This is a genomic window from Streptomyces milbemycinicus (assembly GCF_002154605.1).
GTDB classification, from domain to species: domain Bacteria; phylum Actinomycetota; class Actinomycetes; order Streptomycetales; family Streptomycetaceae; genus Streptomyces; species Streptomyces milbemycinicus.
In genome coordinates, this window is record NZ_MUNE01000238.1 from 1 (window position 1) to 11,498 (window position 11,498).

General features: G+C 68.8%; 12 protein-coding genes. 6 read left to right on the forward strand and 6 right to left on the reverse strand.

All coding sequences use genetic code 11. The features are described 5' to 3' along the window. Positions 1 to 139 precede the first annotated feature (139 nt). The 3 genes from CCN51_RS20040 to CCN51_RS20050 all read left to right on the forward strand — a co-directional run bounded on the left by CCN51_RS20040 (position 140) and on the right by CCN51_RS20050 (position 2,797). Positions 140 to 1,165, forward strand: coding sequence for an aldo/keto reductase (locus tag CCN51_RS20040; protein ID WP_043490508.1), 1,026 nt, complete (start codon positions 140 to 142; stop codon positions 1,163 to 1,165). Positions 1,166 to 1,287: 122 nt separating this feature from the next. Next, positions 1,288 to 2,172: an SAM-dependent methyltransferase gene (locus CCN51_RS20045; RefSeq protein WP_086859941.1), complete on the forward strand. Its 885-nt coding sequence runs from the start codon at positions 1,288 to 1,290 to the stop codon at positions 2,170 to 2,172. Between the two features lie 115 nt (positions 2,173 to 2,287). After that, positions 2,288 to 2,797, forward strand: a complete 510-nt coding sequence (locus CCN51_RS20050) for a hypothetical protein (protein WP_238545390.1) — start codon at positions 2,288 to 2,290, stop codon at positions 2,795 to 2,797. Between the two features lie 284 nt (positions 2,798 to 3,081). Here CCN51_RS20050 and CCN51_RS59665 read toward each other — a convergent pair whose 3' ends face one another. Then, entirely contained in the window at positions 3,082 to 3,324 is a 243-nt protein-coding gene (locus tag CCN51_RS59665) for a hypothetical protein (RefSeq protein WP_319637657.1), read from the reverse strand. A 566-nt stretch (positions 3,325 to 3,890) separates the two neighbouring features. Here CCN51_RS59665 and CCN51_RS20065 point away from each other — a divergent pair. Next, positions 3,891 to 4,493, forward strand: coding sequence for a DNA-binding protein (locus CCN51_RS20065; protein ID WP_014177262.1), 603 nt, complete (start codon positions 3,891 to 3,893; stop codon positions 4,491 to 4,493). Between the two features lie 29 nt (positions 4,494 to 4,522). On the opposite strand, the gene CCN51_RS20070 is transcribed toward CCN51_RS20065, so the two are convergent. Beyond that, the gene (locus tag CCN51_RS20070) at positions 4,523 to 5,962 is read right to left on the reverse strand and encodes an HNH endonuclease signature motif containing protein (RefSeq protein WP_245881653.1); all 1,440 of its coding nucleotides are present in this window, start codon (positions 5,960 to 5,962) and stop codon (positions 4,523 to 4,525) included. A gap of 276 nt (positions 5,963 to 6,238) precedes the next feature. Beyond that, a complete protein-coding gene (locus CCN51_RS20075) occupies positions 6,239 to 6,652 on the reverse strand; it encodes a winged helix-turn-helix transcriptional regulator (protein ID WP_014177260.1) in 414 nt (137 codons plus the stop codon). 114 nt (positions 6,653 to 6,766) lie between these two features. On the opposite strand from CCN51_RS20075, the gene CCN51_RS20080 reads away from it, so the two are divergent. Further along, complete coding sequence (locus CCN51_RS20080) at positions 6,767 to 7,711, forward strand: NADP-dependent oxidoreductase (RefSeq protein WP_043487046.1); 945 nt, start codon at positions 6,767 to 6,769, stop codon at positions 7,709 to 7,711. 47 nt (positions 7,712 to 7,758) lie between these two features. Here CCN51_RS20080 and CCN51_RS20085 read toward each other — a convergent pair whose 3' ends face one another. After that, the gene (locus CCN51_RS20085) at positions 7,759 to 8,679 is read right to left on the reverse strand and encodes a LysR family transcriptional regulator (protein ID WP_014177258.1); all 921 of its coding nucleotides are present in this window, start codon (positions 8,677 to 8,679) and stop codon (positions 7,759 to 7,761) included. Between the two features lie 100 nt (positions 8,680 to 8,779). On the opposite strand from CCN51_RS20085, the gene CCN51_RS20090 reads away from it, so the two are divergent. Beyond that, positions 8,780 to 9,793 carry an NADP-dependent oxidoreductase gene (locus CCN51_RS20090; RefSeq protein ID WP_014177257.1) on the forward strand — a complete coding sequence of 338 codons (1,014 nt, stop codon included), beginning with the start codon at positions 8,780 to 8,782 and terminating at the stop codon, positions 9,791 to 9,793. 94 nt (positions 9,794 to 9,887) lie between these two features. Here the strand turns inward: CCN51_RS20090 and CCN51_RS20095 are convergent, their stop codons facing one another. Together CCN51_RS20095 and CCN51_RS20100 are read right to left on the reverse strand one after the other, a co-directional pair. Further along, the gene (locus CCN51_RS20095) at positions 9,888 to 10,304 is read right to left on the reverse strand and encodes a peptidase inhibitor family I36 protein (RefSeq protein WP_014177256.1); all 417 of its coding nucleotides are present in this window, start codon (positions 10,302 to 10,304) and stop codon (positions 9,888 to 9,890) included. An 83-nt stretch (positions 10,305 to 10,387) separates the two neighbouring features. Next, the coding region (locus CCN51_RS20100) for an acyltransferase family protein (RefSeq protein ID WP_086859943.1) at positions 10,388 to 11,498 on the reverse strand (1,111 nt) is incomplete at its 5' end.

An 11,498-nucleotide genomic window follows, 5' to 3' on the forward strand; every position in this document is an offset into this window, starting at 1 on the left:
CCGACGCCCCCCGCGACTGGGCCCATCCGCCCACCCTCTGGGGCACCGACGCCCCGGTCTGGCTCTGACACTTCACGTGCACCTGCTTGCCTCAAGTGGGCTTGCTTGAAGCGCACTTGAAGCTCCTAGCGTGACCGGCATGAGCAACGCCATCGAACCGATCAGCAAGGTCGAGCTGGGCACCGGCGGCCCCCTCGTCGGTGTCCAGGGCTTCGGCGCCATGGGCATCAGTCACGCCTACGGACAGACGGACGACGCGGCCGCCCGCGACACCCTGGAGGCCACCGTCGAGGCGGGCGTCACCCTCATCGACACCGCCGATCTGTACGGCATCGGTGCCAACGAGGAATTCCTCGCGCCGTTCGTCGCCGCGCACCGCGACGAGATCACTCTGGCCACCAAGTTCGGCGTCGAGCGCCGCGCGGACGACCCGGGCTACCGGGCCATCCGCAACGATCCCGGCTACGTCAAAAAGGCCGTCGAGGCGAGCCTGCGCCGCCTGAACGTCGAGGTCATCGACCTCTACTACATGCACCGCCGCGACCCCGCCGTCCCGTTCGCCGAGTCCGTCGGCGCCATGGCCGACCTGGTCCGGGAAGGCAAGGTCAAGCACCTCGGCCTGAGCGAGGTCACCGGCGCCGAACTGCGCGAGGCGCACGCCGTGCACCCGATCACCGCCCTGCAGTCCGAGTGGTCGCTCTTCAGCCGGGACGTCGAACGCAGCGCGGTGGGCGCGGCCGCCGAACTCGGCGTCGCCTTCGTGCCGTACTCGCCGCTCGGCAGGGGCTTTCTGGCCGGCGCCTTCGCCGACGCGGGCAAAGACCTCTCCGGCGACGACTTCCGGCAGTCCCAACCGCGCCTCACCGGCGACAACGCCAAGACGAACGCCGCCCTCCTGGCCCCCCTCCACCAGATCGCAGCCGACCACGGCGCCACCACCGCCCAGATCGCCCTGGCCTGGGTCCAGCAGCGTGCCCAGGCCCACGGCCTGACCGTCGTCCCCATCCCCGGGACCCGTAAGCGCAGCCGCCTCCTCGAGAACGCCGCGGCCACCCGGATCACGCTGACCGCCGCGGAACTGGCGCTGCTTGAGCCGATCGCCGGCCAGGTGGCGGGCGACCGCGAAGCGGACATGTCGCTCACCTCCGCGGCCCGGGAGGGCTAGGGTCTCGCTTTATGCCGACTCTCTGCGGAAGTCCGAAAAACTTGATGTCGAGCCACAGTTCCAGGGCGGGACGTGTTTCCTCGGTGTAAGCCCCCGACCGTGCGGCTACGGGTTCCGCTGCGGTGCCGAGGAGGGCGAGACCACTGGAGAGCGGCATTTCTCATGAGGCACGGCTGTACGCGCACTTCCTGGACGACGGCCAAGACGACGGAGACAGGGAAGACGACGGAGACAGGGAAGACGACGGGGACAGGGAAGACGACGGAGACAGGGAAGACAATGCGGGCCGAGAGCTGACACTGGCCGAACGGATACAGCAGCAGGTGCCCAACGTCGGGCTGATCGCCCGCAATCAGCGTCTCTTTGCGCTGCGGGCGGTGCGTACCGTCGCCGAGCAGCACGGCATCCGGCAGTTCCTGGATATCGGCTCCGGTCCGCACCACGCACCGAACGTCCATGAGGCGGCGCAGGCCGTCGACCCGGCCTGCAGGGTCGTCTACGTCGACCGGGACGAGGCGGTCATGGCGCAGGCGTCGGCCAGGTGGCAGGGGGACGCCCGGGTCGGATGCCTCACGGCCGATGCGCGCGCCCCTGAGTCGATCCTGCGCTCCCCGGTCGTACGGCGGACCATCGACTTCGCCGAGCCCGTCGGACTGCTCCTGGCCTCGGTCTTCCTGTTCGTCGAGGACAAGGACGCCCCGGCCGGCATCATCGAGCGGCTGGTCGGAGCGCTGCCATCCGGCAGCTATGTGGTCTTCTCGCAGGGCACTTACGACTATGACGGCGACCAGAGCACCGTGGAACTCCTGACCGCCCTGTACGCGGAGGGCGGCGTGACCGTCACGCCGCGCGACAAGGCCACCATCGCGGGATTCCTGGAACGGGCCGGACTGGAGATCCTTGACCCCGGCATCGTCGCCACCAACCAGTGGCGGCCGGACGCGGACGCCCCGCCGGGTGACGAAGCCGACTCCTGCATTCACGCCGCCCTCGCCTACAAGCCGTAAGCATGCCGCTCCCGTGGAAAGGAATGCGTACATTGCTGTGTTACTTGATCGGGAGTGCATGGTGAGTCTGACCGACCAGATACTTCCGCTCGTAGGCGTCGCCCTGGGAGCTGTCATGTCGTTCCTGGTGAGCAGCTTGAACGAGCGGACGAGGTGGCGCAGGCAGCAGTCGGTGCGCTGGGACGAGCACCGCTTGACGGCCTATGCCGAGTACGCCCACGCCGTGAAAGAGCTGGCGGCTCGTTACCAGATGATGGCTGCCGCCCGCGGTTTGGTGTCCGGGCCCATGCCGCTGGAACCCACCCCCGAAGTGCTCGCGGACATCGGGGAGTTGGAGTCTCGCCGTTCCGCACTGTCGGAGACCCTTGGGCTGCTTGGTGACACGGAGGCAAACACCGCGTCGAAGATGCTGGACCACTGTCTGTGGCGGTTGGAGTGTCTGGCCCGGGGTGTCGCCACAGAGGTTGAACAGAACTGGGATGAGGCGTACCAGGAGTTCCGCGATGCGCGGAGTCGCTATGTGGAACGCGCCCGCGCCAGCCTCGGTGTGTCGGGGGTCGTTGCCCGGGACGTCGCCTGGCCGGCCGCATGGCGTCCCGTGACCCGATCGTCGTCTCCGCAGTGACGTGGTGCCCAGCACGGCTGTGGTCTCAGCGGTCCTCGTGCTGCGTCGTGCAGAAGTCCATGAAGTGGGATGCGGAAGGGCCCCGGGCGCATCTGCGGGTGGGGGTTGGTCGCCCAGTGCGTAGTACAGGGCGGCGTGCAACTGCTCCGCTTCGGCGGGCGTCAGCTCCAGTTCGGCGATGGCGCGGTGCTGTCCGCCGCTGCTGATCCGGAGCGGCAGTGCGAGCTCTCCATCGTGCGTACGGTGCAGGCCCCGCCCGGGGATGGGTCCGACCTGCCAGCCGGTCATGATGACCCCTCGGTGCTCGCAGGGGTGAGACCCTTGCCCTGGCTATCATCTGGTTCATTCGGGTCGTCCGGATCGGCTGCGCATTCCTCACTGTGCGCGGTCAGGCGCCCGCCCCTGCTCTCAGCCACCCGTAGCGCATCGCGCAGCGCCTCACACAGCTGCTCCGCCAGGAACCGGATTTCCCGCGCGTCCGCCTTGCGGTCCCCAAGCAGCGCACGGGCATGGTTGAGGAGTTCCATCCCCATCGACACCTGTAGCTCCTCGATCTCGTCCGCTCTGCGGCTCAGAGGGCTGTTGCCGCCGTCCGCTGCCAGATAGCACGGCTAGATAGCACGGCTTGCCGTCCGGGTCGGACCACGGCAGCAGCCGCAGGCCGGACATTGCCCTCACCGCGCCACCCCCACGAGCATGCCGTGAATCCACTCGGGTCCCGCATCGGGCCGTAAGGCGCAAACTGCACTCACCCATTCGAGCGCATACCGGATAAGGTCACGCACGCGATCAGCTCCTTCGCAGCGGGTGGCCATGCCCCCGGACGTTCGCCCGTCGCGGGGGTCTTTGCGACCAAGTCCTGATCCCCCATGGCAGACGTATTGCCTTCCAGAGCAAGGACGGTTGGGACGTATCGGCGCTACCGTTGAAAACGCCCAAACGTCCCCAGAGGGAGCCTTGAACACGGCCTTACGATCAGCTATCGAGTCCGCTCTCTGGCAAGACCGTTGAACGATGGGTCGCGGACGAAGAGCTCATCCCGCACGCCAGGAACCGGGTAGACGCCTCTGAGGTGTTGGGAGTTGACGCAGAGATGCTGTGGCCGAAAGCTGTGAGGGACCGGCTGAAGACCGGCGGCGACCGGGAGCTCGTCCAAAGCTACGCCCACCGGTCCGCATGTCCCTCGACGGTCTGGGCCGATCTGATCGCCGGGGCGACCGACGACCTGTTCTTCGCCGGCTTCACGTCCTACTTCCTCTGGACACAGGTGCCCGCTCTTCCCGAGACGCTGCGGAGGAAGGCGGAGAGCGGTTGCCGAGTCCGCTTTTTGCTCGGCGATCCGGAGGGACCGGTAACCCGACAACGCGAAGAGATCGAGGACGTGGCGCTGACGGTCTCCACGCGCATCAAGATGACCCTGGAGCAACTCGCCAAGACAGGTGAGGTGCAGGGGCTGGAAGCGCGTTTTTCCGCTCCGGCCGATGCCGTCAACCACGTGTCCCTATCAGTCTTCCGTTTCGACGACGACGCACTCGTCACGCCACACCTTGCCAGGCTCGTCGGCCACGACTCGCCGTTGATGCATCTGCGGCGTCATGGTGACGCGGGGATGTTCTCTCGCTTCGCGGAGCATGCGGAGGAACTGTGGTCCGGTGGCGTTCCCATCCCAGAACTCTCATCGGCCGCCTCTCGATAGCGGCCGCATGCCCCGTGGCGCCGCTCGGGTTATTCGAGGTAGTTATGAGGTGAGTTGGTGTAGACGTGGCCAGTGGGCGCGGTCCACGTAGCGATCCCGGTGTCGGCATCCCGGGTGACTCGCCATCCCGGATGGTGGGTCTTCATCACATGGTGGCGTCGGCACAACGATCCCAGGTTCCCCGGAACGGTCTGCCCTCCTGCCGTCGGATCGTCATGGTTGAAGGGGTGGATGTGGTCGAGGTCGCAGCGGTGGGCGGGCATCTGGCAGGTGGGGAAGGTGCACCGGCCGTCCCGGGCGATCACATGCCGCTCCGTTTCGGCCGTCGGCTTGTACGTCGTCGGGTCCGTCTTGACCAGCATCCCGGTCTTCGGCTCGATGATCAGCCGCCGCCAGATCGTCCCTTCAGCGAACGCGATCTTCCGCGCCTGCCCCGCGGTGATCGGTCCGTACCCCTTGAGCTGGGCGGGCTCCTCGCTCTCCCCGATCAGCACATCCAGCGGGACGGTGACCTGCACGACGGCCGCCGACCGCCCACCCGGGGCCTGGTTCGCGCCGCTGCCGTTGGTGGTGCTCGTGGTGGTGCTCGTGGTGGTGCGGTTGACGACCAGGTCGAACAGGGCGTCCACCCGCTTCTGCTCCAGTGTGCGGCCCTCATCCGGCAGCGTGACCGCATGCGCGTCCACTGCCTGGTTCATCCGGGCGGCCTGCTCGGCGGGCAGGATCGCACCCCACATCGCCATGCCGTCGTCCTGCGCGTAGTGAACCATCTGTCGCTCGCGCTTCCGCTTGCGATGCCGCTCGTCGGCCCCACGCGGATCCGCCCGTACGATCTCCCGGGCCAGCGCGCGCCGGGTCTGCCCGGTGGCCAAGCCCGGCATCTTCTCGGCGATCGTGGCTTCGACCTGCGCGGCGAGCAGCGGGTCGAGGACGCCGCAGGCCTCGGTGACGGCAACGGCCTGCATGTAGCAGATCTCACCGCGCTCCAGCATGCCCAGGGTGGTCGGGTAGTGGCTGTCGAGCTCCCGGGCGACCTGAAGCCGTTTGGCGGCTGTCGTCCCCGACAGCTTCAGCGCGCAGGCCACTTCCTCACACGCGAAGTTCCATTCGCCCTCGATGCTCTCGTTCCACTTGCCCTCCGGCAACGCAGCCTGCGTATCGGCGTCCAGAGCAGCCAGGATGTGGGCCTGCTGTGCCTGGATCCACGCCGCATGCCGCTCCAGGGTCTTCAGCGCGTCAATACGGCCCGTGTGGGACAGCTTCTCCGGGTCCAGGAGCGGTAGCACGACTGCCGTTTGCGGTCCCGGAGCCATGTCGGCCAGATAGGCAGCCCACTCGTCCGGCGTCTCCGGAACCTTGGCCGGAACCTTGGCCGGAACCTTGGCCGGAACCATGGCCGGGCCCAGGGCCGGTACGCGAGCCGGAGCACGGCTGACGGTCTCAGTGATGGTCGTAGTGTTGTCCCCCATGGCGATCACCCCCCAGTGATGCGCTCAACACCCGCCTCCCCCGGCGGGCTCACCCCTACATTCTTCCTCACTCTCGGTAATACAGACAGGTCACAACCCCAACTTCGCTCCTTCGAGTGACTGTTCGGAACCGGGAACTCCATCCATGCCCCCGTCGGCCAGACCCCGGCATCCCCCTGCGGGCTCGATCACCTGTCCTTCGCCTGCCATTGGCGGCGCATGGCCGCCGTGATCCATCAGCGTCTGCTTCGCGAAGGCGGATCTTTGACGGCGGAGCTAGCGGACAGGGGCCGGTTCGGTGGCTGCTCGTTCGTCGAACGCGATGCGGGCGGCGAGGATTTCGCGTGTGTGCTCCAGTGACCAGTCGGCGATGGCGGCGGTGAGTTGGCCGACCTGGACGCCAAGGGAGGTCAGGCCGTATTCCACGCGCGGCGGGACGGTCGGGTAGACGGTGCGGCTGACCAGGCCGTCGCGTTCCAGGGCGCGCAGGGTCTGGGTCAGCATCTTCTGGGTGATGCCGTCCAGAACGCGCCGCAGCTCGTTGAACCGCAGCGGCCGCTCGTAGCGCCGCAGGGCCGCCAGGACGTACAGCGCCCACTTGTTGGCGATGACCTCGATGACGGTTCGTGAGGGGCAGTCGCTGCGGTAGGTGAGGGGTGCGGTCGCGTCTGTACCCGAGTAGGTATCCATGAGGTACCTGGGTATCACATGGGTGCCTTCTATCCAAAGGGTACTGCCCTCCTCCAGGATGGAACCCGTGGCCGGATCGGCCACCGTGCTCGGTTGTCAAGGGAAGGCGATGAGATGAGCAGCCGTATGCGGGCGGTCAGTCAGCGGGTTTTCGGTGGTCCGGACGTCCTGGAGATCATCGAGACGGAGCGGCCCGAGCCGGGGCCCGACGAGGTGCTGGTGCGTGTCCACGCTGTGGCTGTCAACCCGGCCGACTGGAAGGGGCGTTCCGGGCTGTTGCCCAGGATGGGGAAGCCGCCGTTCACGCTGGGGCTGGATCTGTCCGGCGTGGTGGAGACGGCGGGCGAGGGGGTCACTCGGTTCCGGCCGGGTGACGCGGTGTTCGCCGCCGTACTGCCGCCGCGCGCCTACGCCGAGTACGTCACGGTGTCGCAGGAGGTGCTGGCGCCCGTCCCCGCGGGCCTGGACCTGGTGCACGCGGCGGCGCTGCCGACCGCGGCGCTGACGGCCTGGCAGCCACTGGTGCGGGTCGCGGATGTGCGGGCCGGGCAGCGGGTTCTGGTGCACGCGGCGGCGGGCGGCATCGGGCACCTGGCGGTCCAGATCGCCAAGGACCGCGGCGCACACGTCATCGGCACAGCCCGGCGGGCCAAGCACGGCTTCCTCCAGGAGCTCGGCGCCGATGAGCTGATCGACTACACCACCACCGACTTCGTGACCGCCACGGCGGGCGTCGACGTGGTGCTGGACACGATCGGCGGCGAGTACGGCCTGCGGTCTCTGGACGCGCTGGCCCCCGGCGGGGTGCTGATCGACATCAGGGGCACCGGTCCGGACCGGGACCCGATCCGGGCCAAGGCGCAGGAGCTGGGCCGACGGTACGTGGAGTTCGGGTTCACCCCCTCGGGGGACGATCTGCGCGAGATTGGCGCGCTGGTGGAGCGGGGTGCGCTGCGGGTGGCTGTCGAGGAAGTCCTGCCGCTCCGAGAAGTGGCCAAGGCACACGAGTTGAGCGAGTCCGGCCGAGTTACGGGGAAGATCGTGCTGACCGTTCGGTGACCGCTGACGTATGCACATCCGGGTCAGTCACTCGACCTGATCAAGCATCACGGCTCAGAACGGCTCAGAACGCCCACGCTGTGGGGGACCGTGGCCCGCAGTTCCCTCACCAAGGCGCGTACGACAGCGGATCCGGCCAGCTCGGAGGTGGTGACGTAGCCGACCTGGCGTGTCGGGCGCTTGGGGCCGAGATCGGCGATGTCGACCGAGTTCGGTGCTCCGGCCAAGGAGAGCGCGGGCATGATCGCCATTCCGTGGCCTCCGCTCACCAGGGCGAGCACCGCTCCGTCGTCCTCGGCTTCGACGGTCGCCTTCGGGATCCAGTCCTGGGCGGCCCACCAGTCGCGGGTGTACGAGCCACAGTTTTCGGCCCAGTCGACCAGCGGCAGCGAACGTGGGGCGGTGTGTCCGGCCGCGTGCACCAGGGCATATGGCTCCTCGAAGAGTCCGCGTGCGACCAGACCCGGTGGAAGCGGCACAGAGGCGCCCAGCGTGGCGATGGCTATGTCGGCTTTCCCGTCGGCCACTTCGCCCGCGGTGCCGCGCCCCACCTCGCGTACGATCCGCACCCGCGGCTCGATGCCGGGATGCCGGGCGCGCAGCCGTTGGAGGACGGGCGGCAGCAGGTGGAGAGCCGCGCTGCGGAAGGCCGCGATCCGCAGCGGCCCCTCCGCCGCCTCGGACCGGGCCGCACCGCGCGCCTCAGCGGTCAGGACGTCCAGCAGGCGCAGGATGTGGCGGGCGTGTGCGACGGCCTTCTCTCCGGCAGGGGTGGGGCGGGCGCCGGCGCGACCGCGTTCGAAGAGCACAGCGCCGATCTTGCGCTCGCTGCCGCGAACCGAGTGGGAGACCGCGGACTGGGTCAGACCGAGTGTTCCGGCCGCGGCCGAGAAGCTGCCGGCGTCCGCGACCGCGACCAGCACGCGCAGTTCGTGCGGGGCGAGATCGGAGTCGGTCGTGCGGGCCACGCGGCGCTCACCTCAATGTATGAGAACTGCTCATGGAACGGGGTGCCGCATGAGCCCAACCTGCTGCCCACCACGGGCATTCCCGCCCTACGGTCCGGTCATGAACGAGACCGCGCTCACCGTGCACCAGACCGCCCGCCCGCACGGCTTTCCCACCGCCGAGCACTTCGCCTTCGTCGAGTCCACGCTTCCCGACCCCGCGGGCGGCAGTGCGCTGGTGGAAAACCTCTACTGGTCCGTCGACCCCTATCACCGCGAGATGATGGACGACGTGCCCGGCGGCTTCGCGCTCGACGTACCGCTGGAGGGCCGTACCATCGGGCGGGTCATCGCCTCGCGCACGCCCCGGCTGGCCGAGGGTGAGATCGTGTTCCACCGGCAGGGCTGGCGTACGCACGCGGTTGTCACGCCCGACGAGATCCGGCGGCTGCCCCGCTTCGACGGGGTGCCCCTGACCGCGTACTTGAGCATCCTCGGCGGCACTGGCCTGACCGCCTATGTGGGCCTGACCAGGATCGCCCGGCTCCAGGAGGGTGAGGACCTGTTCGTGTCGGCCGCGGCGGGCGGGGTCGGCACGGCGACCGGGCGGTTCGCCCGGCTGCTCGGTGCGGGCCGGCTCGTGGGCAGCGCGGGCTCGGCGGCGAAGGCCGACCATCTCATGCGGGAGGTCGGCTATGACGCCGTCTTCGACTACCACGACGGGCCCGCCGCCGACCTGCTCGGCAAGGCCGCGCCCGACGGCATCGACGTGTTCGTCGACAACGTCGGCGGCGAGCAGCTGGCCGCGGCGGTGGGAGCGCTGCGCGAGTTCGGGCGCATCGTGCGCATCGGCACGATCAGCCAGTACAACACCCCCGGCGCGCCGCCGCCGCGCTTCGACTACGCGGACATCGTGGAGAAGAGCATCCGCATGGAGGGCTTCCTGGTCAGCAACTACCGCGCAATGCAGGAGGAGTTGTACGAGTTCGCGGTACCGCATCTGCAGAGCGGCCGGCTCGCTCTGGACGAGACGGTGGTTGACGGGTTCGAGTGCATCGTGGACGCGTTCCTGGGCATGCTTCGCGGTCAGAACACCGGCAAGATCATTGTGCGCGACCGCACGCAAGCCCCGTGAAGCGGCCGGCGGCCCGGCGGCCCGGCGGCCCGCGCGCACGGCGCAGGCGCGCAGGCCGCCGGGGCCGGGGCCGGGGCCGGGGTCAAGGCGATGGTCAGCCGTCTTCGCCGGGTGGGGTGCCGCAGCTGGGGCCGCCCGGGCCGGCGAACTGGACGGAGCTGAGGAAGTCCCGGTAGTCGGGGAAGAAGTTGCCCTTGCCGGTCGGGCCGGTGGAGGTGACGACCGTGCAGCCCGTGTAGTTCGCGTCGGACCACAGGTAGATGGTGGAAGAGGTCCGGTTCCAGTCCGACTTGGCACGGTCGTTCATGCCGAGCGCCGCGAGGTCCGGTGTGCTGCCCTTCAGCGTGATCATGTCGCCGGTGCCGTCGAGGCCCGAGAACATGCAGTAGTAGCCGTCAGGACACCGGTCGTACCCCCCGGCCGCGTCGGCCGCATGGGCCGTGGTGGCCGGCAGTGCGGTGGCGGCCGCGAGGGCCACCGGCACGAGCAGGGCACGGAACGTGTTCCTCATCTATTTTGCCTCCTTGGCCCGATTGGGTCCCATCGGGTGACGCGCCGAACGAACGGGACGAAACCCTAGGGCGGGCCGGGCCGTCAGCGCACCCGAACGGCCGTCAGTGACCGCTTGATGACAGGAGTCAGGCGTTGCTCCACGAAGCGGTAGAGCAGCCAGGCGAGGAACAGCATCAGCAGGATCGTCAGGGCGAAGGTGCCGTACGAGGGGATGTTCAGCTTCTGGTGGAGCACTTCGACCACCACCCAGCCCAGGTGTTCATGGACCAGGTAGAAGGGGTAGGTGAGGGCGCCCGCGAGGGTGAGCCAGCGCCAGTTGGCCCAGTGGAACTTGCCCAGGGCGATCAGGGCGACCGCCAGATAGCCGAAGGCGACGATCGCGACGATGCCGAGCGTGGAGCGGTAGGAGAAGAAGGAAGGATTCGGCGCGTGCCACAGCTCGGCCACCGCGTAGTGCTGGCCGATGAGGAAGCTGAGGCCGACGATGCCCCAGGCGAGGGCGTCATGGCCGTAGCGGTGGATCAGGTAGAGGCCCATGCCGCCGATGAAGTACGGGGCGTACTGCGGCATCAGGACCAGCTCCAGGAAGGGCTGGTTCGCGGCGTCCGCGAGGGCGGCGCCCAGGGTCCATACGGCGCAGAAGAGGATGACGCGCTGGCGGTTCGCGCCGGGGAGGACGACGAAGAGCGCGAAGAGGGCGTAGAAGCGCAGCTCCGCCCAGAGCGTCCAGCACACGCCCAGCACCCGGTCCACGCCGATGGGCTGCTGCAGCATCGTGAGGTTGACCAGCGTGTCGCTGGGCGAGACCGACTTGAACGCGACCCAGGGGAGCGCGAAGACGGCGGTGACGATGAGGATCGCGGCCCAGTAGGCGGGGTAGAGCCGGGAGACGCGGGAGGCGAAGAAGGAGCGCAGGGGGCGGCCCCAGCCGCTCATGCAGATCACGAAGCCGCTGATGACGAAGAAGATCTGGACGCCGAGGCAGCCGTACGCGAAGTAGGTGGAGGCGGTGGGGAACTGCTCGCGGGGGGAGCTGCCCCATGCCTGGCTGATCTCCCCGCCCCGGCCGCCGTAGTGGTACGCGGCGACCATCAGGGCGGCGAGCAGCCGCAGACCGTCCAGCGCGCGCAGCCGTACGGGCGCGTTACGGGACGGGCGCGAGCCTTCAGGGGAGGGCGTGGGGGTCTGCGGG